This is a genomic window from Proteus columbae, from assembly GCF_002777965.1.
In the GTDB taxonomy this organism is placed as follows: Bacteria; Pseudomonadota; Gammaproteobacteria; order Enterobacterales; family Enterobacteriaceae; genus Proteus; species Proteus columbae.
The window spans coordinates 345,231-364,895 of the sequence record NZ_NGVR01000008.1; the positions used below are offsets into that span (position 1 = coordinate 345,231).

At 33.9% G+C, this 19,665-nt stretch carries 16 protein-coding genes; 6 read left to right on the plus strand and 10 right to left on the minus strand.

What is annotated here, in order from left to right; all coding sequences use genetic code 11:
- Window positions 1–4 precede the first annotated feature (4 nt).
- Window positions 5–1,078 carry an HlyD family secretion protein gene (locus CBE70_RS03950; protein ID WP_100158300.1) on the minus strand — a complete coding sequence of 358 codons (1,074 nt, stop codon included), beginning with the start codon at window positions 1,076–1,078 and terminating at the stop codon, window positions 5–7.
- An 877-nt stretch (window positions 1,079–1,955) separates the two neighbouring features.
- Between CBE70_RS03950 and CBE70_RS03955 the strand changes: the two genes are divergently transcribed.
- Window positions 1,956–2,990 (plus strand): isoaspartyl peptidase/L-asparaginase family protein, encoded by a 1,035-nt coding sequence (locus CBE70_RS03955; protein WP_100158301.1) that lies wholly within the window; start codon window positions 1,956–1,958, stop codon window positions 2,988–2,990.
- A gap of 340 nt (window positions 2,991–3,330) precedes the next feature.
- Window positions 3,331–4,323, plus strand: a complete 993-nt coding sequence (locus CBE70_RS03960) for a tyrosine-type recombinase/integrase (protein ID WP_100158302.1) — start codon at window positions 3,331–3,333, stop codon at window positions 4,321–4,323.
- Window positions 4,324–4,420: 97 nt separating this feature from the next.
- Here CBE70_RS03960 and CBE70_RS03965 read toward each other — a convergent pair whose 3' ends face one another.
- The 4 genes from CBE70_RS03965 to CBE70_RS03980 all read right to left on the minus strand — a co-directional run bounded on the left by CBE70_RS03965 (window position 4,421) and on the right by CBE70_RS03980 (window position 8,934).
- Entirely contained in the window at window positions 4,421–5,872 is a 1,452-nt protein-coding gene (locus CBE70_RS03965; RefSeq protein ID WP_100158303.1) for an AMP nucleosidase, read from the minus strand.
- A gap of 65 nt (window positions 5,873–5,937) precedes the next feature.
- The gene (locus CBE70_RS03970; RefSeq protein ID WP_100158304.1) at window positions 5,938–7,215 is read right to left on the minus strand and encodes a hypothetical protein; all 1,278 of its coding nucleotides are present in this window, start codon (window positions 7,213–7,215) and stop codon (window positions 5,938–5,940) included.
- A 133-nt stretch (window positions 7,216–7,348) separates the two neighbouring features.
- A complete protein-coding gene (locus tag CBE70_RS03975; RefSeq protein ID WP_100158305.1) occupies window positions 7,349–8,257 on the minus strand; it encodes an AEC family transporter in 909 nt (302 codons plus the stop codon).
- Window positions 8,258–8,448: 191 nt separating this feature from the next.
- Window positions 8,449–8,934: a GNAT family N-acetyltransferase gene (locus tag CBE70_RS03980; protein WP_100158340.1), complete on the minus strand. Its 486-nt coding sequence runs from the start codon at window positions 8,932–8,934 to the stop codon at window positions 8,449–8,451.
- Between the two features lie 143 nt (window positions 8,935–9,077).
- Here CBE70_RS03980 and CBE70_RS03985 point away from each other — a divergent pair, with 143 nt between their 5' ends.
- From CBE70_RS03985 to CBE70_RS03995, 3 genes are read left to right on the plus strand one after another with little or no spacing between them, the layout of a single operon-like run.
- Window positions 9,078–10,187, plus strand: a complete 1,110-nt coding sequence (locus CBE70_RS03985) for a 1-acyl-sn-glycerol-3-phosphate acyltransferase (RefSeq protein ID WP_100158306.1) — start codon at window positions 9,078–9,080, stop codon at window positions 10,185–10,187.
- Complete coding sequence (locus tag CBE70_RS03990; protein WP_100158307.1) at window positions 10,181–11,062, plus strand: phosphatase PAP2 family protein; 882 nt, start codon at window positions 10,181–10,183, stop codon at window positions 11,060–11,062. The genes CBE70_RS03985 and CBE70_RS03990 overlap by 7 nt, the downstream gene beginning before the upstream one ends.
- Window positions 11,046–13,559 (plus strand): PEP/pyruvate-binding domain-containing protein, encoded by a 2,514-nt coding sequence (locus CBE70_RS03995; protein WP_100158308.1) that lies wholly within the window; start codon window positions 11,046–11,048, stop codon window positions 13,557–13,559. The genes CBE70_RS03990 and CBE70_RS03995 overlap by 17 nt, the downstream gene beginning before the upstream one ends.
- 74 nt (window positions 13,560–13,633) lie before the next feature.
- Here the strand turns inward: CBE70_RS03995 and CBE70_RS04000 are convergent, their stop codons facing one another.
- Window positions 13,634–14,125 (minus strand): hypothetical protein, encoded by a 492-nt coding sequence (locus CBE70_RS04000; protein WP_100158309.1) that lies wholly within the window; start codon window positions 14,123–14,125, stop codon window positions 13,634–13,636.
- Window positions 14,126–14,389: 264 nt separating this feature from the next.
- Between CBE70_RS04000 and catA the strand changes: the two genes are divergently transcribed.
- On the plus strand, window positions 14,390–15,031 hold the full coding sequence (gene catA, locus CBE70_RS04005) for a type A chloramphenicol O-acetyltransferase (RefSeq protein WP_100158310.1): 642 nt from the start codon (window positions 14,390–14,392) through the stop codon (window positions 15,029–15,031).
- 102 nt (window positions 15,032–15,133) lie between these two features.
- Here catA and CBE70_RS04010 read toward each other — a convergent pair whose 3' ends face one another.
- From CBE70_RS04010 to CBE70_RS04025, 4 genes are all read right to left on the minus strand, one after another.
- Window positions 15,134–16,126 (minus strand): alpha/beta hydrolase family protein, encoded by a 993-nt coding sequence (locus CBE70_RS04010; protein ID WP_100158311.1) that lies wholly within the window; start codon window positions 16,124–16,126, stop codon window positions 15,134–15,136.
- 165 nt (window positions 16,127–16,291) lie between these two features.
- Window positions 16,292–17,857, minus strand: a complete 1,566-nt coding sequence (ahpF, locus tag CBE70_RS04015) for an alkyl hydroperoxide reductase subunit F (protein WP_100158312.1) — start codon at window positions 17,855–17,857, stop codon at window positions 16,292–16,294.
- Between the two features lie 70 nt (window positions 17,858–17,927).
- On the minus strand, window positions 17,928–18,491 hold the full coding sequence (gene ahpC, locus CBE70_RS04020; RefSeq protein WP_006536680.1) for an alkyl hydroperoxide reductase subunit C: 564 nt from the start codon (window positions 18,489–18,491) through the stop codon (window positions 17,928–17,930).
- A gap of 294 nt (window positions 18,492–18,785) precedes the next feature.
- The gene (locus CBE70_RS04025) at window positions 18,786–19,436 is read right to left on the minus strand and encodes a hypothetical protein (RefSeq protein WP_232797344.1); all 651 of its coding nucleotides are present in this window, start codon (window positions 19,434–19,436) and stop codon (window positions 18,786–18,788) included.
- Between the last annotated feature and the right edge of the window lie 229 nt (window positions 19,437–19,665).

Here is a 19,665-nt window from a genome sequence, read left to right on the forward strand (position 1 = left end):
TGACTCATTGCGGTAATTTCACCTCTAAATCAGTTGGCCAAGATTGATTATTATCTAAACGAATATAAGCACGACCCGGTAAACCTGTTTTTACATATTCAAGGTGTTTTTCAAGTAATTCAGGTGCAATACGCGCTCTTACACGGAACATGAGTTTTAATCGTTCATTATCAGTTTCAACAGTTTTTGGTGTAAATTGAGCGACACTAGCAACATAGGTTGTTTTTGCAGGAATAACGATATGAGGTGCTGCATCTAAAATAATATGAACTTCACTTCCTAATGCAGCTTTACCAGCAGCTTCTGTTGGTAAAAAGAACGTCATATAAACATCACTTAAATCGACCATATTTAATACACGACCGCCAGCGCCTAAAACTTCACCGGGCTCTGCGACACGATACTGAACACGACCATTACGCGGTGCTTTTAAAATGCTGTCATCCAATTCTGCTAAAATACGTCTTTCGGTTGCCGTTGCAGCATCCACTTTTGTATTAGCTTGAATGATCCCAGCTTTAGCTGATTCTATTGCTGCAATGGTTGCAGTTTCTTGAGCTTTAGCAGCTTCAACCGCCGCTCTTGCTCCTTCTGTTCTTGCAATATCATCATCTAATTGTTGAATAGAAATAGCATTAGTTTTTACTAAAGCGCGAGAACGATTAAGTCTTTTTTGTGCAGCATCAAGCTCTGCTATACGTTGACGAACAACTGCTTGAGCTGCAAGTTGTTCACTTTTACGTTGTGATAATGCAGATTGTGCAGTGACCACACTGCTTTTTGCTTGGTTTAATTGAGCTTGAACTTCATGAAGTTGTTCTTTAAGTGTTCGGGTGTCCATATTTGCTAACACTTCACCCGCTTTAACAAAATCACCTTCTTGCACTAAAATAGAGTCTATTCTTCCCGGACTCTTTGTTGAAATATCAATTTCTGTTGCTTCTATTCTCCCATTACTTTGAGCAAATCCTGAAGGAAGTGTGGGTGCTTGAGATTTCCACCAAAAAATTCCCGCGGCAATAACCGCGACAAGAATGATACTATAAACAAAAAAACGACTCTTTTTTTGATTTTTCATATAAATTATTTAACCTTCCTTTAGCCATAAAAGAATACCAAAAATATGTTTATCCGCTGTATGTAAGAAAATAGTTAAATAATGAGACGTATTAATTTTTTATTTTTATTTTTATTTTTATTTTATATAGTTAAAAATAGTTCATTTGTATTAATAAAGCTAACGCACTCACTATAAAAAAATAAAATATCAAAGGCTAACCTTATGAATTATAAATATTATGTCATTATAATAGAGCCTTAACTCAAATTAATGTAGTACTTTTATCACATAATTCACCATCTATTTTTGATTATTCGAGGAAACACACAAATTGTATATAGAAAACTAGTTTCCGTTACACTAAAATACAGATGAAATAGTAACAAAACGTTATCAATTATTAATCAATATTAAAGTAACACTCAATTTTTTAATAAAATTTCAATTCATAACTGAGTTACTCCTTAATTTAAAATTATCAAAAATTGTATTTTTTATATAATTTAATAAATTTTATATTTTAAATTTCATAATATAAAATAAAAACAAAAAGTAAAAATAGCATTATTATTTTTGTTTTTAAAAAAACACTATTAGCTACGTTTATATTTATTCCCTTCATTAAACCAAAAAACATCAAAAACACACAACGCATTGATTTTTATATTATTTACAAATGATAAAAATAAGAAAAACAGGCTATTCTATGATGAAGATCGATAAATTAAAAAGAAAGTTGGGTGTTCAGACCACTTATGCCTTAAACTTTTTATATAGTGATTATTGCAGTTAGTTATTAAAGTACTTTGATGTAATTAATTAGAATTTAAGATCAAGATTGTAAAATCCATATGATGATACCACGTCAATTTTAATTAAAAACAAGAAGGGTTATATGAATAATATTAAGTATAAACTCGCCACAATAACACTTTGCACTCTGTTTTCTGCCTCTGTTTTCGCAAATACTGATTCCCCTATTCGCCTTGTAATTCATGGTGGTGCAGGAACAATCACTAAAGACACCATCACTCCAGAACAAGAAAAAGAATATAAAGAAAAACTAACCGAAGCATTAAATGCGGGATATGCTGTTTTGAATAGTGGAGGCACTAGCATAGAAGCTGTTCAAAAATCCATTAATGTGATGGAAGATTCCCCCTTATTTAATGCAGGTAAAGGTGCGGTTTTTACCCATGATGGTCGTAATGAACTTGATGCTTCTATTATGGATGGTAAAACCCGAAAAGCTGGCGCTGTTGCCGGTGTAACTACGGTTAAAAATCCAATTAACGCCGCCATTGCCGTGATGGAAAAAAGTCCACATGTTATGATGGTTTCTAATGGTGCTGATCTTTTTGCTAAAGAACAAGGGCTTACTATTGTTGATCCTTCTTATTTTAGAACTGAACATCGTTGGCAACAACTTCAAAAAGCAATAGAAAAAGAACAAGTCGTTTTAGACCATGATGGTAAAACCGCCGCTCTTTTTGTTGATCCTATGATGTACGATTATAAATATGGCACCGTTGGTGCGGTTGCACTTGACCAACATGGCAACTTGGCGGCTGGAACTTCTACGGGAGGAATGACAAATAAGCGTTATGGTCGAGTTGGTGATTCCCCAATTATTGGTGCGGGTAATTATGCTGATAATGAAACCGTTGCTGTATCTGCAACAGGATCTGGTGAAATGTTTATCAGAACATTAACTGCCTTCAATATTGCAGCCCAAGTTAAATATAAAAATTTACCGTTAGAAGAAGCCGCTCAAAATGCACTTGATGAAGTTAAAGCAATTAATGGTAGTGGCGGTGTTATCGTATTAGATAAAACAGGTAACTACACAATGAGTTTTAATTCTGAAGGCATGTATCGTGGCACAATTGCTAATGATGGAAAACCTGTTGTCGCAATTTATAAAGAGTAATTTAAATATCCATTGATTATTTTGCACCCAATTTTTGCCGTTATCTTCGTTATTTCTCAGTCGATAAACGGTGAAAATCTTGGGTGCGAAAACGATATAAACTCACTTTTCCTCTTCTTATTCCCTACTCTTTTTCTTAACGCTATTTAACGTGTTTTTCTCTTTAACTCGACTTGGCTGTTATTTACTCCAAAAAAGCTCACCAAATAACCTTATTGAGGACAAAATAAACAAGATCGCTTCTACTTATTAAAATGATCCTTTGAAAAAGTAGCTTTTTTCTTTTTTGGATCTGTTAGAATATTCATCATGGTTATGTTGATTTAATAAGGAAATCACAGTGGAATTTCACCACGACGATCAGGACTTAACACCTGAAACATCGCTAGTCTTGCCTGAAAAACAAGCAATATTGGATCTGAATGCAACATTCACCTCGCCTGCTCACACTAATCCTGCAATGGCATATTTAATGAGTCTAGGTTCAAAACGTAGTCGTCAAACAATGGGATCGTTTCTTACTATTGTTGCTAAGATGATCGGTTTTTCTTCTCTTAAAAATTGCCAATGGGGAGCTCTTCGCCGTCATCATATTCAAGCTATTATTGATATGCTATCTGATGCCAATAAAGCCCCCGCTACTATCAATACTTATCTTGCTGCTTTAAAAGGTGTTGCTTTAGAAGCTTGGGCAATGAAACAAATGGATACTGAAAGTTATCAGCATATCCGCCAAGTAAAATCTGTAAGAGGAAGTCGGCTACCTAAAGGCCGTGCACTAACTAGCAGTGAAATCCGTGCTTTATTTAGAAGTTGTGAAAAAGACAATTCATCGAAAGGTTTAAGAGATGCCGCAATATTAAGTGTGTTATTAGGTTGTGGATTACGTCGTTCAGAAATAGTCGCCATTAATTACGAACACATTCAATTTCGTGATCAAGCTTTTCTTGTTAGAGGTAAAGGTAATAAAGAACGAATGTCTTATATGCCTGATGATACTTGGGATCGCGTTCAATTATGGATTGATGAAATAAGAGGTACACAAGATGGCCCTCTTTTCACTCGCATTCGCCGGTTTGATGATGTTACTGATGAGCGAATAACAGACCAAGCCATTTATTATATTTTAGAAATACGCCAACAAGAAAGTGGTATTGATAAATTTGCTCCCCATGATTTGAGAAGAACCTTTGCTTCAGCAATGCTTGATAACGGTGAAGATATTGTCACGGTAAAAGATGCTATGGGTCATGCCAGTATTATGACAACTCAGCGTTATGATAGACGTGGAGATGATCGACTAAGAAAAGCGGCTCGACATTTACGTTTTTAGTTTTTATTCTAAAAAATACCCAATTTAATAAATTAAACTGGGTATTAAATTAAGTTTATTTTTTTAACATGCTGTTTTGCTGTTATTTTGTTGTGGTTTATCTGAAAGGTGGTTCGTTAAACGTTCTTAACTTACGAGAATGTAGTTTATCTTCTTCTTCTTTTAATAGCTCAATCGCTTGAATACCAATTTGCAGATGTTCTGATACTGCACCTTCATAAAAATGATTAGCTTGACCGGGTAATTTAATTTCACCATGTAATGGTTTATCTGATACACACAATAAAGTGCCATAAGGAACGCGAAAACGATAACCTTGTGCGGCAATTGTGGCGCTTTCCATATCAACAGCAACAGCGCGACTTAAGTTAAATCTTCTTGCTGAAACGGAAAAACGTAATTCCCAGTTGCGATCATCCGTTGTAACAACCGTTCCCGTTCTTAATCTTTGTTTTATTTCATGCCCTGGTTTACCGCTGATCATTTTCGTAGCATCATAAAGTGCACGTTGTACTTCAGCAATATTTGGGATGGGAATATCAGGAGGTAAAACGTCATCTAAAATATGATCATCACGTAAATAAGCATGAGCCAAAACATAATCACCAAGTTGTTGGCTTTCACGTAATCCGCCACAATGACCAATCATTAACCAAACATGAGGACGTAAAACAGCTAAGTGATCGCAAATTGTTTTCGCATTTGAAGGACCAACGCCAATATTCACTAATGTTATTCCGGGACCTTCTTTAGCAATTAAGTGATAGGCTGGCATTTGATATTTCTTCCAAGTTAAATCAGAAATTAACTTTTCAGGATCAACCGTTTCTGCCGTAATTTGCTGGAACCCCGCACAAGAGAGTGCGCAATATGCACTATCTTTATCTGCAACTTGTTCACAAGCCCAACGAACAAACTCATCAACATAACGATTATAGTTTGTATATAAAATATAAGGTTGAACATCTTCAGGTAGTGTTCCCGTATAATGTTTTAAACGTGCTAATGAAAAATCAGTACGCAATGCATCAAAATGAGAAAGAGGTAAAATATCCCTATCACTGATTAAACCATCGGTAATTTCATCACCAATTTTAGACAAATCAGTAGTAGGAAAGTATTTTGCTAAAGAGGCACTCATTTTTCTATCAAAACCAATGCCTGTACCATCAATCACAAAAGGATAAGGTATTTCTTGTTTTGAAGCGGTTACTTCAAAAGTGGCATGGTAAGCATCAGCAATAAGTTGTAGTTGTTCTGACAAATAATTTTCAAATAAAGCCGGATTAGTGATCGTGGTAGAATAATTACCTGATTTTGATAATCGGCCATAAGCGCGTGTTTTATCTTCTGTTTTAACTTCACCATACCAATGTACAGTTAATTGAGGGTAAGCAAATATTCCTTCAGCTCTTTGTTTTATATCAGGTAATTTTCCATCTTGTGCATAATCAATAATTGCATTACGTAATGCATCGACTGCATTTTGATATTGTTGCTTTAACTCATTAATAATTTTTTGAATTTCTGGACACTGAGGTTGTGACATAAAAGAGCCTCTCACTTATTATTGGTTTTATGACCATAATAGCAAGAAGCCCCTTTTATCCCAAATCAAGATTTTAATAAACTATATTCAACTTTACTTTCATTGGTTGAAATGGAGAGTTTTTTCATTAGGTCAGGATTAAATTCAAATTTGATATTCATATTTTCTTCCAGCAAAATGAATCTCTTTTGATTGTAATTAAATTTATCGCCAATGCTGTCTGTCATTCTTTTCTCTATTTCACTTTCATACTGATTTAATGCAACCTCTAACTTTTCCTTTGATACAGGAGCATCGACAAAATTTTTCATATATAAATTCATAGAATTATAATCAAAGTCGGTTAAAATAAAATCTGATAGCTGATTCACTTTTTCAATATCAGACTCTGCAATTTCCTTTTTATTGTTAACAATTATAGTATATAAGTTACCTTCATTTTTTATATTAACAGATGTCTTTCCTGTAAAGGGCGAATACATTGAAGCAATAGGATCATATTCTTCAAAAGAATCTTTTATCATTGGGAAAATACCTTGATTAAGTAATTCAAAAATAACCATAGTATCTTTATTATTTAATAGTTTTAATTTTTCCTCTAATGAAGTAATGTCAGATATACTTTCATTGTTGAATTTTAAATCATATCTTTGAATATCTTTTTCTACCTGTCCCCTAAGCTCTTTGTACTCATGTTGATTTGCAGAATCATATATATTATCGATTAATTTCTTAGTATTAATTTTTCCGAAATATTTTTCACTATTTTCTTTTAAATATTCATATTTATTATTAAATGATTCTTTTGCATTGAAAATATCAAGAGAAAAACCTTGTTTATCATTAGCATCAATGCATTCCATAAGAATCGCTCTAAATGCAATAGTTTTCTTTTCATAATCTATTTTTTCATTACTTAATGTAGATAATTTATAATAATTATTAATAAATGCAGTGAGATCTTCATTATTATATTTTTTTAAATCAAGATTGAGTTCATTTTTTACAGCCTCAATAAATGGTATGATACTTTTTTTAGATTCAATGAATCCATCACCAAAATCAATCCGATAGAATATCTCATCATTATCTACGCCACATTTGAAATTATTTTTATAGTGTTCTCCAGCAATTTTTTTTAGATGAAAGAAATCTTTATTTTTCTCTAAAGTTGTTGCTTCTTGGTTAAGATAAACATTTTTAATTAAAGTTAATACTTTTTTTTGCTGACTAAACCCAAACCAATCTTTTATTTTTTCCCAAATACTCATTACATTAGACGGAGAGTTATCCGATAATTTAATTACTTTGTCAAAACTGATATTTGCATTTGAAATAATCATTTTAATTTTTCCATTTTAACTAAATGAAAAATTAAGATAATAAAAAATATTATTTTTTTATATAAAAAAACGCCACAAAATCATATTTTATTAAATATAAAGAACATTTCACTTAAATGAGTATTTTAAAAAATCATCCTGATAGCAAGCTTAAGACAATAGGCAGTGTAATTGCTGCAAACATTGTTTGAGAAGTAATAATTCCCGCCATTAGCTCAGAATCCCCCCCTAACTGTCTGGTTAAAATATAAGACGTCGGAGCAGTTGGGATAGAAAAGAAAATAACCAAAAGCATCATAACTAATGAAGATAAACCTAAAAAGTAAGCAACACTATACGCGATTATTGGCACAACAAGTAAACGAGTAACAGTATTAATACTAATCATTTTACTTTCTGCTCTTAGTGTTGATAAATGTAATGCCGCACCAATACAAATAAGCCCCAAGGGTAAGCTGGTTGCTGCTAGCAATTTTAGAAATTGATCGCTACCAAAAGGAAGCCCCACTCCTGATAAATTTATTATGATCCCAATAACACAAGAGATAATTAAAGGATTTTTTATGATAGGCAGTACTAGTTGACGCAAAGTTACATTTTGTCCAGCAGTTAAACAAAGCACAGAGGTCACATTAGATAATGGAACTAGTGTTGCCAATATTAATGCAGCTATTCCTAATCCTTCAACACCAAATAGATCAGCGACAATAGCTAAACCTAAATAAGTGTTAAATCGAATATTACCTTGAACGATTGCTCCAAAACGTCCAGCTGGCCAACCTGTGATTTTTTTCAATACAACGCATAATACTGTAACAATAATCACTATAGAAAAAATAGCCCCAGCTAAATGAGGTAATTGAGGATCAGATAAAGGTGCATTTGCCAAACTATTAATTAGTAAAGCGGGAAAAAGTAAAAAATAATTTAATTTTTCAGCCCCTACCCAAAATGCTGGTTCAAATGTTTTATTTCTTCTTAAAATTGCACCTAGCGCAATTAACGCAAATAACGGCCATAACGTTAATAACACATTTTGCATAATATTTATCCTAGAGATATCGTGATACTTTACAATATCGCAACATCATGCGGATTGCTATTTTATATGATTAATATAAAAGCTAATTCAAAAAATGATAAAAATAAATTTATACCGCATTTTAAGAATAGCTTTTTTATTATTAGTCTATTATAAAAACCATCCTTTTAAGATGGTTAAAACACAAACAACTACTCTAAATCAATGCACATGCGGTAACAATGTAAATTTGCTTTTGCTAAATTAGAATAATAGTCACGTTCTTCTAATGCTTTAAAACCCTGTTTTAAATAAAATAATACTGCATTAGGTGTTGCATCTAAAAACAACTTGGATTGCCCTCTCTTAATTGCTTCATGTTTAAGTTGTTTTAAAATTAGTCCAGCGAATCCTTTCCCCATATATTCAGGTAATGTAAAAATAGCTTCAGCAAAACCCGTTTTAACATCTAAAAAACCCGAAGCAACAGGAATATTATATTCTTTATAATCAATAACATAAAATGGATTATCAATAATAGCTTGCCGATATCCTTCAGGCATTTCATCAGGAGTCCAAGCGGCTAAAATCTCTGATGGATAAACATTCTCACAACCAAATCGCAGTGCTTGATTTCGTAAATACCACAATCTTTTGGCTTCCTGTGGTTCAGCGAGTCTAAGTTGAATCATACTCATTTCCATCTTATTCATTAGAATTAACAGCCTCAAATTAGTGAAATAATTTATTCTAATAATGCTTTTTAAATTTTAATTTTTTAGTGTTACTTTTTTTAAGAGCGTGATATGTTTTTGAAAAAGGAATAATGTAAGGAAATTTTATGCCTAATTCAGTGTTACCTTCAGCAATAAAAAAAAACTCCTCTTTTGTTGCTGGTTCTCCTCTTCCTTTTTATTATCGCTTCATCTCTAGTGCAATTAGAGAAATCTACTTTTCCAAAGTCTCACTTATTTACCATAATAGATCTCAAACTGAAAATACACATCCAAAGTTAATTCTATGTAGTCATCGGAACAGTGCCTTTGATGGTTACATTGCATTAAAAGCATTTCCTAACACTCAAGCTTTGGCTTCAATTCAATTATTAAATAGTCCTTTAATGAAAAGTTTTTTTACGGGTATTCCCGTAGTTAGGAAAAAGGATAGACAACGTTTAGGCGTAAATGCAAATATATTTTCAAGTCCTTCAGATGCTGCAATTGCACATATAAAAGCAGGTGGTAATCTACTCTTATTCCCAGAAGGCAGTAGTGAGTGGGGTTTCCAGCCATTACCTTATCAACGAGGAGCGGCAAGAATTATTAGAACATTGATCAGTGAGGGAGTAGTTTTTGATATTATTCCTATGGGATTGTTTTATATAGCCCCTGATAAATTCAGTTCAAAAGTTGAAGTTTATATTGGTGAAAATATTTGTATAAATTCACAAAAAGATAATTTGTCAATCAGAGAATGGGAAGAAAATATTCATTCGGAAGTTTCTGTATCACTAAATAAGATTTCCGTTAATTGTCCAAATATTGATATTTTTGAGAAAGCATCAGCCTATGCTTTTAATAAAAACAAGGATGGTAAATCTTATGCTGAATCCTTTATTGACTATCAAAAAAACCCTTCTCAATCAAATAATGACAATCGAAATATAGAAAAAAATTCTCAATCATCTATATTAATTTGGCGTTATATTTCATTTTTATTTATGTATATTTTATTTCCAATATTATTATCATCACTTATTGCGTCTCATTTTGCTGATGCCCGTAATACCATCAGCTTTTTTAAAATATTAGGGGGGGCAATAGCAACTGCAATTTGGATCCCCATCTTAATCATGCTCCTATTCTATTTCCCCATGTTTATTGGTATAAGTTTAGCTAGTGCACTATTCGGTTTTATCTTAATAAGGAAGAAAGGCGCTGAAATATGTTAACTACGAAAGCCAGGATGCTTTTTAACCATTTATTTTCTCTACAATTATTTATTATTTGGGCTTTGGGAACTTACGGAAGTTGGTTAACTAATGCGACAGAAATGTTGTTCCCCATATTTTTAGGCTTTTTTTTATGGGTATTGCTCATTTTTGTTGGAAACAAAACACAACAAGCAACCTCTCATTCCCGATTCTATTGGTTTGGCTTATTACAACTGATTGTTTGTTGGACTATTTTTCCTCTGTTTAAATCGATTCGCTATGGTTTATACCAATGGAGTTTTGATGACATTTTATATAATCTAGACAAATTCCTATGGTTTGGAAAAAGTTTGCCAGAATGGGCAATTTCTTTACAATCTGGTTGGCTAAGTGAATTTCTTTCTTTTTGCTATTTTAGCTTCTACTTGTTGATTATTGGTAGTGCCCTTTTCTTCTTTTTTAGCCGAAATAATACACTGGCTAAAAATTATTTTTTCGGCTTAATGCTAATGTATTTTTGGGGTTTTATTGGTTACTTCGCTATCCCTGCGGCAGGCCCTTACTCTGCATTTCCTTCTGACTTTAACTATCCAGTTTACTCTGGTGCCATGACATTATTTCTAACTGATCTTGTTGATAAAGGAATCACAGGAATGGATGTGTTTCCTTCATTGCATACAGGGATCACTCTTTATATTGTTGGCTTTTTCTTTTTTTCAGGTTATCGAAAAATAGCGTATTGTTTATCTCCTATCTTAATAGGACTTGTTTTGGCAACTGTCTATTTGCATTACCACTACGGCATTGATGTTATTGTCGGTGCATTACTTGCATTATTGGTGCTTTACATCACATGTAAAAATAATAAGGTCGAATATGGAACTCATTTATAAGATTAACGAGTCTATTGCTTCTGAAGTATCTATTAGTGGGGGTAAAGGCGCGAGTTTAGCAAAAACAATTCAGTCACTGCCTGTTCCTGATGGTTTAATTCTATCTTGCCAAGCTTATCAGTTATTTATCACGCCATTACTACCTGAAATTAATCGCTTGTTATCAGAAAAAAAGCAAGAAATTGAAGCCGTTAGTAAAAATATTCGCCATTTAATTTTACAAGCATCTATACCAGAGGACTTAATTCATTCTTTAAGTTCAAGATTAAATGAGCTTCAATTAAATAATACCGCTTTGGCCGTAAGATCTTCTGGAACATTAGAAGATATGCCTGGAGCCGCCTTTGCAGGGCAACACGATACTGTATTAGGTGTTAAAACACTGCCTAATTTATTAGATGCTATTCGCCAATGTTATGCATCTTTATGGCACACACACGTTATGCTTTATCGCCAGCATTTAAATTTACCCCATACTCAAGCATCGATGGCCGTTGTGCTACAAAGAATGATTGACGTCCAAGAAAATGAAGCAGCAGGTGTTGCTTTTTCTGTTGATCCGGTTCAAGGCTCTCTTTCAACTGTATTAATTAATGCAGCATTTGGATTAGGTGAAACCGTCGTTGCAGGTGAAGATCCTATTGATGAATTTCTTATTGATAGAGAAAGTTTCGCGTTAAAACAAAAAACGATTGCTCAAAAAATAAATGCCATTGTTATGGTTGATAATGGTACTAAAATCTTACCTCTTAATTCTGCCCAACAATCCATGTCCTCATTAACAGCAGAACAGTGCAAACAAGTTGCAGAGCTTGCTATTTCAGCGGAAAAATATTTTGATTTTCCACAAGATATAGAATGGGCATTTCATAATGGAAAATTGTGGCTTTTACAATCCCGCAATGTAACACAAATCGCCCCTATTTGGACAAGGGAAGAATCAGCAGAAAGATTCCCTAATCCTATCACGCCATTAACATGGGATATGTGTGAAGCTGGTTTTCACTCATCATTAAACTTTAGCCTTAATCTTATGGGGCTTCCTTCGTTTAATGGTAAATGGTTCGGGATGCAAGATTATTATATTTATGGCAACCAGAATGCGGTTTCCTTGTATAGTAATCGTCTCCCTACGTCGATGATGAATGATTTACCGACCCTATTAAAATCTTTGCCTGAAATTGCACAAAAATTCAGTTGGGTACAGGAATTACCTATTACTTGGATGCGTGACTTAGATAAATATTTAATCTCTATTGGTGCATTGATGAATGAACCATTGCAGGATAAAAATTTACCTCAATTATGGGATTATGTGCAAAGAATTAATAAGTTAGGTGCTGATTACTTTTTACCTAATATTGCCATATCTTTAACTCAGCGCTCACTCTATTCCGCATTAATGGCATTGCTAAAACTCTTCTTTAAAGAAGAAAAATATGCACATACAGCATTCGATAATTTAATTGCTATGTCCGAAACTAAAACTGGACAAGTGAATGCAGAACTTTGGACTCTTTCTCGCTATGTTCGCCAGCACCCTCAACTTCTAAAACTTATCACATCCATTGTTCCTGAAAGTATTATGCAAGAAATTGCGCTATGTGATCCTCATTTTCACCAGCAATTTACCTTATTCTTAGCTAATCATGGTCATAGAGAATTAGATTTTGATGCATATCATCCTACTTGGTTAGATGCCCCACATATTGTATTAACTCAAATTAAAGCAATGGCAGACTTAGCAGATGATAAACAGACCGATGATCCATTAGGTAAAAAAATTCTGCAATCAGAAACGGAATTTTCAATTATCTCTGATGCCCCAGAAGAGTTGCGCTTCTTCTTACAAGAGATTATTCGATTAGCTCGCGTTTATACTGCACTTGATGACTTAGAGCATTACCAAACAACTCGATTAGCCTTACCTATGCGTCGCGGGTTAAAAGCATTAGGAGAAAGATTGGTTATTCGTAGTGTCTTAGATTGCCCAATGGATATTTATTTTGCTAATGAAAAACCTTTAGCTGATGCAATTCTTGCAGATAATCCTACTGAGTGGAATCAGTTACGTCATCATATATACCAAAATAAAGCTGGATATCTAAAAGCAAAATCAGTCACACCACAATGGATCTATGGTGAAGATAGTTGTAATGCACTAAATACAAATGAGCATCAATTAAAGGGGCTAGCTGGTAGTGCAGGTATTATTGAAGGCGAAGTTTATCTTGTTTATGGCCCAGAGAATTTTGCCGAATTTCCGCAGAATGCTATTTTAGTTGCAAGAACAACTAACCCTGCTTGGACAGCCCTCTTTTATCGTGCATCTGGCATTATTACAGAAAGTGGTGGGCCATTATCTCATGGTGCAGTTACTGCTAGAGAATTAGGATTACCAGCAGTTATGGGTGTTCGCAATATCTTGAATATTTTAAAAAATGGACAGAAAGTGAAAGTTGATGGGCAAAAAGGCATAATTGAGATCCTGTCCTAATTTTTTGGTAAGTAATATGTCTAGATCAGAAAAAGCATCTTTTAGATGCTTTTTCTTCTTAACCTACTTACTTTTTATTTGTTTATTTCACTATTATTTTCTTTCTCTTTTGAATCTTTATTGATATCAACTTTATAGGCTGATGGTGCAAGTAAAGCAACCAGACCTGTTATTAATAAAATAGAAAACAATACCATTAACATAGATGGTGCATTAAATAATAAGTATGGTGTTAATAAGATAGGACTAGCTGTTAAAATAAGTGAAATAATAACAGGGTGGCCTATACCTATATCTCTTATTCGTTGAGATAAAATAAGTGTAAAGATGTAGACTTGTGTTATTAAAAACACCGTTTCCATTAGTCCATATGGTGTAAAAGAAAATTGATAGTAAAAATAATTCTCAGCAATTAACTCCATGTTTTCGGGATAAAGCTCTATATACCATCGATCAGCTAAGTTTTCTGCAATAAAAAAGAAAATTGTCCAAGCAATTTCTAAGCCTAAAAAAGAGAGTCTACCACGTCTTTGTTGTTTCCATTGATAAGCAAGTTTAGCTTGCATAATAAATCCCTTCATTTTTTAAATAGTAATTTTTTTATCATAATACACTTAATATCTTTTTCCAAAATAATGATATCATTATCAGATGAAAGCACAAAAATACCTTCAATTTTTGATGTTTAGTGTAATAATCATCTCTTATTATTTTTCTTTATCTAACTAAAATATTAAATACATAAGGAGCTACCATGCTACCTATTCAAACAACCCGTTTTGCCCTTCTTCGTTAAAAAAATTTATTACTTAACAAGAAGGGCTTTAAAAATGAATCATAAAAAAATCGATTTAGAACAATGGAATAGAAAAGAACATTTCTTACATTACCGACACAACTTACAGTGTGGTTTTAGCTTAACAACTAAAATAGATATTACTGCCTTAAAGGCCGTCTTAGCTAAAAATAATTTTAAACTTTATCCTGCAATGATCTATTTGATTGCAAAAACGGTTAATAGCTACCCTGAGTCTAGAATGGCTATCAAGGATAATGAATTAGTTATTTGGGATTATATCAATCCTGCATACACGATTTTTCACCCAGAAACGGAGACTTTCTCTGAGTTATGGAGTGAGTACTTTGAGGATTGGCATTCTTTTTCACAAGGATATAATCAAGATCATCAAAAATATAAAGATAATCTGAGTCTATCTGCGAAAACTAATTTTCCCGAAAATCATTTCTGCATTTCGATGATCCCTTGGGTAAGTTTTGATGGATTTAATTTAAATGTAGCTAATGTAAAAGATTATTTTCCTCCTATTTTTACTATGGGAAAATATACTCAACAAAGCGACAATTTTTTATTACCAATATCCATTCAAGTGCATCATGCTACGTGCGATGGCTTCCATATAGCTAGAATGATAAATAAACTCCAAGCGTTATGTGATGAGTTTTCTGGCTAACTATATTGATTTTTAAATAAAAAATACCGCTTTTTTATTGGTTAAATAAAAGAGCGGATATCATTATTAAAACATCCAATTTGAAAGATAAATTATCAATAATTATCTAACCTGCTTATTGATCCATTTAATCTCTTCATTAGTGAATCGAATATTACTTTCTTTAGTTGTATCAGTATCTAACAAGATTTTATCTTTAATTAATTTACTGACAGGCACAATAATATTAAAGTGGTCACCATTTTTAATGCTGTATATTTTTAATGGAATATCATGCATTATTGCAACACCACGTAATTCATTAAATTCATTCCAAAAATAATCACGGCCTTCAAAATAAAACGTTGGTGTTTTTATTGATTTAATATAACGATAAACCGAGCGGACATTAAACTCTTCTTCGTTATTTCTATCAAAAGGTAATTCAACTATCATATCGCCTTCAGCTCTTAATTTAAGATCAGGTATTCCGCCCAAGGAGAAAACAGCCCTAAATTTATCACTATATTCACTCGCTAATAATGCTCTAGTTCCCCCCGTACTATGTCCAACGACATAGATACGTTTAGAGTCAATATAGGGCAATGATGCTAAATATTCTCTTGCTGATTCTAAATCTTCTAATTCGCCATAAAACATTTCATAACGACCAGGATTGGTATTTTCACCTCGGAAAGATGGGATCATCAACACCATATTGGGGTCACGAAAAGTAGCACCTGTTTGGTCATTATCAGCCGGCTTAGGTTGCCAAAAATAATCATCACCCCCAATTCCACCGTAACCTCCATTTAACCAAATCACAGCAGGTAATTTCGTTTTTTTATTTGCTGGAGGTGGTGTTAAATAGGCATACATATCTCCCGGTTTTGCCGGATATTTAATCACATTAAATATTTCTGGTGGTGCTTCCCAAGGCGGATCAATATTATCAAAACTGTCGTTTATAATTTCGGTTTTAAAGCGCTGGTGCGCTTCATATAAAGTTTCATCACGCACTTCAATATCTGCGTTGACAGAGAAAGAACTAACACTGAGTAAAGAAAAAAGAAATACAGGAACAATCTGTCTAAAACACATTTTATTTATATTCATATCAACTTCCCTATAGATTATTAATTTTGCGTGATAATAGCATAGGTTGTTTAGGATTTATGAATAGGATTTTTAAGGCAAGTAGGAAATTAATACAGAAAAAAGCATCTCAATTGAGATGCTTTAAACAATGAAAAATAATTAATTTTTTTAACGATAATTTGATTATTTTGCACTCGTGCGAATCAAGTAATCAAATGCGCTAAGTGAGGCTTTTGCACCTTCACCCGCGGCAATGATGATTTGCTTATAAGGTACTGTTGTACAGTCACCGGCTGCAAACACACCTTTGATATTAGTTTCGCCTCGGGCATCAACAACAATTTCGCCCATCTTATTACGCTCAACAGTACCTTCTAACCACTGTGTATTAGGTAATAAACCGATTTGAACGAAAATACCTGCTAATGCAATATCATGCATAGAATCATTAGTACGATCTTTATATTTTAGACCAGTTAACTTAGTGCCATCACCATATACTTCTGTAGTTTGCGCATTTAAGATAACTTCTACATTGCTTAAGCTACGTAATTTTTTCTGTAATACTGCATCTGCTCTCATTTCTGGAGCGAATTCTAATACTGTTACGTGTTCAACTAAGCCAGCTAAGTCAATTGCAGCTTCTACACCTGAGTTACCACCACCAATAACAGCAACTCTTTTGCCTTTAAACAGTGGGCCATCACAGTGTGGACAATAAGTTACACCACGAGTACGGTATTCATTTTCACCGGGAACATTCATATTTCTCCAGCGAGCACCTGTTGCAATAATTAGGCTACGGGTTTTCAAAATTGCGCCTGATGCTGTTTCAATTTGATGTAACTCCCCTTCTGATGCACCCGGAATTAAGCGACTAACAGTTTGGCTATCAATCACATCCACTTGGTAATCATCAACGTGAGCTTTTAATGCACCTGCAAGTTTTGCACCTTCCGTTTTTGGTACTGAGATGTAGTTTTCAATATCAACAGTATCAAGAACTTGGCCACCAAAACGTTCGCCAATAAGGCCTGTATTTAAACCTTTACGAGCTGAATAAACAGCTGCTGATGCGCCCGCAGGGCCACTTCCCACTATTAATACATCAAATGCATCTTTTTGGTTCAACAATTCTGCAGTACGTTTTTCTGCATTGCTGTCTACTTTGTTAACGATTTCAGCTAAGGTCATACGGCCTTGACCAAACTCGTTACCATTTAAGAATACAGCAGGAACGCCCATGATATTACGTTCCTGAATTTCATTTTGGAACATGCCTCCGTCAATCGCAGTATGTGTGATCTTCGGATTTAAAATCGCCATTAAGTTTAATGCCTGAACAACATCAGGGCAGTTATGACAAGAGAGCGAATAATAGGTTTCGAAATGAAACTCACCGTCTAACTGACGAATTTGTTCAAGTAATTCTTGTGCTTCTTTTGATGGGTGTCCACCAGTTTGTAATAATGCTAAAACTAATGAAGTAAATTCATGACCTAATGGCGAGCCTGCAAAGCGAACACCAGTTTCTTTCCCTGGGTTGGTAATAAGAAAAGATGGTTTACGTACATTCGCGTTATTATCTTCACGATAAGTGACTTTATCGGATAATGGTTCGATTTCTTTTAATAGCGCTTGGATATCAGCAGAATGTTTACTGTCGTCTAATGTTGCTACTAACTCAACTGGCTGGGTTAATCGTTCTAAATAAGCTTTCAATTGAGCTTTTAAATTATTATCTAACATTTTTGCACCCTCAATAAAATCGGGTGCCGAAACACCCGATAAATAATTTTTTTAGTGGCTTAATTCTTATTTAGATTTTGCCAACTAAATCCAGTGATGGAGCTAAAGTTGCATCACCTTCTTTCCATTTTGCTGGGCAAACTTCGCCTGGGTGGCTAGCTACATACTGAGCAGCTTTAACTTTACGCAGCAGGTCTGATGCATCACGGCCAATACCTTCAGCTGTGATTTCAATTGCTTGGATGATACCTTGTGGGTCAACAACGAAAGTACCACGGTCTGCAAGACCTTCGTTCTCACGCATATTTTCGAAGTTACGAGTTAATGCGCCAGTTGGGTCGCCAATCATGCCATATTTGATTTTACCGATAGTTTCTGAGCTGCTATGCCATGCTTTATGGGTAAAATGTGTGTCAGTAGAAACTGAGTAAATTTCTACGCCCATTTTTTGGAACTCAGCATAATGATCAGCTAAGTCACCTAATTCAGTTGGGCACACAAAAGTGAAGTCTGCAGGGTAAAAGAAGAAAACGCTCCATTTGCCTTCGACGTCCTTTTCAGTCACTTCTACGAATTGACCGTCTTTAAATGCCATGTTTTTGAATGGTTTGATTGGGGTATTAATTAAAGACATTGTATTTCCTCCTGTTTGGTATGGGACTAATGTACCTATTCCATTTGAGAATAGCTAATACATTCCTGCTATCAGTTCAATAGGTTTTACCTAATGAGTTGAATAAATTGATAGAGATAGGTTAACGAAATGTAGCTATTAAAGCAAATGTACAACAAGTCAATTACGCCTACCTTCTATTAGCCTACTTTCTTAACCTGCTCTCTGTTTAATATCCTTAGCTTCAGTAACGAAATACTTATAACAGCATGAATTATAAAAGTAACATTCATTCTCTCATAGATGAATTCAATATTATTTAGCTAATTTGGCAGGTTTAAGAATAGTATAAGTGCATTCAAATGCTTCCTTTTGAATACGATAAATATCTTGGCTATCTGTTGTGGATTGAACAACAGCATCGCCCGATTGAAAACGTTGTAATTCTCCCCAAGGCGCCTTCATTGTAAATGGAAGTGTAGACTCAGGCACAATAAAGTAATTCATTTCGATACCTTTTGGAGTAAAAGGCTGATAACCACGAGGATAAGATGCTAAATTAATTTCACTTTTCTCTGTGGCACTATAGCGTTGAACAAATTTAGCTTTTCTTACCAAAATCTCCTCATTACCTGTTTCTGGGCAAATATTTTGCACTACCCAATCTCCTAATTTTGCAGGTTCTGAAACTGTTTCAACACCTTCACCTTTAATTATAGTTATGATGATCTCACCTTCTTTGGCTGGTCTTGCCAGGACAGGTTTTGTTTTAATTGCAATCCCCGTGATCCCTGCTTGCTGAGCTTGCGTAAAGTAAGCCACGCGTTCTTTTTGCGGTAATTGAGGAAGATCATTAGCAAATACAAATGAAGGAATTAAGGCTAAACCTATTAATAGTGGTTTTGTTCTATTTTTCTTATAGGTCTTGTCGCTATTTGAATTACTGCTTTGTATATAGAAAGGCATTGAATTGTTTCCTGATAAATATCATCTGCACTTAATACGCTAGTTAAGCGTCTGTAAACATTAAACCGATTATGGCAGGAAATAAAACAATGGCACGAGCAAAATCAATTGCCTAGCCGAAAAAGATCAAAAAATCGAGAGATCTCACAACTTAGAAAAGAGAACATGTAATTAAGAGAAAAAAGGTTCAAGTCGTTAAATAAAAGGTTAGGATATTTCTTCATCAAAC

Bases quoted from the DNA above. Each gene is read 5' to 3' on its own strand.
- CBE70_RS03950 (WP_100158300.1), bottom strand. From the start codon at position 1,078: ATGAAAAATCAAAAAAAGAGTCGTTTTTTTGTTTATAGTATCATTCTT.
- CBE70_RS03955 (WP_100158301.1), top strand. From the start codon at position 1,956: ATGAATAATATTAAGTATAAACTCGCCACAATAACACTTTGCACTCTG.
- CBE70_RS03965 (WP_100158303.1), bottom strand. From the start codon at position 5,872: ATGTCACAACCTCAGTGTCCAGAAATTCAAAAAATTATTAATGAGTTA.
- CBE70_RS03970 (WP_100158304.1), bottom strand. From the start codon at position 7,215: ATGATTATTTCAAATGCAAATATCAGTTTTGACAAAGTAATTAAATTA.
- CBE70_RS03975 (WP_100158305.1), bottom strand. From the start codon at position 8,257: ATGCAAAATGTGTTATTAACGTTATGGCCGTTATTTGCGTTAATTGCG.
- CBE70_RS03980 (WP_100158340.1), bottom strand. From the start codon at position 8,934: ATGAGTATGATTCAACTTAGACTCGCTGAACCACAGGAAGCCAAAAGA.
- CBE70_RS03985 (WP_100158306.1), top strand. From the start codon at position 9,078: ATGCCTAATTCAGTGTTACCTTCAGCAATAAAAAAAAACTCCTCTTTT.
- CBE70_RS03990 (WP_100158307.1), top strand. From the start codon at position 10,181: ATGTTAACTACGAAAGCCAGGATGCTTTTTAACCATTTATTTTCTCTA.
- CBE70_RS03995 (WP_100158308.1), top strand. From the start codon at position 11,046: ATGGAACTCATTTATAAGATTAACGAGTCTATTGCTTCTGAAGTATCT.
- CBE70_RS04000 (WP_100158309.1), bottom strand. From the start codon at position 14,125: ATGCAAGCTAAACTTGCTTATCAATGGAAACAACAAAGACGTGGTAGA.
- catA (WP_100158310.1), top strand. From the start codon at position 14,390: ATGAATCATAAAAAAATCGATTTAGAACAATGGAATAGAAAAGAACAT.
- CBE70_RS04010 (WP_100158311.1), bottom strand. From the start codon at position 16,126: ATGAATATAAATAAAATGTGTTTTAGACAGATTGTTCCTGTATTTCTT.
- ahpF (WP_100158312.1), bottom strand. From the start codon at position 17,857: ATGTTAGATAATAATTTAAAAGCTCAATTGAAAGCTTATTTAGAACGA.
- ahpC (WP_006536680.1), bottom strand. From the start codon at position 18,491: ATGTCTTTAATTAATACCCCAATCAAACCATTCAAAAACATGGCATTT.
- CBE70_RS04025 (WP_232797344.1), bottom strand. From the start codon at position 19,436: ATGCCTTTCTATATACAAAGCAGTAATTCAAATAGCGACAAGACCTAT.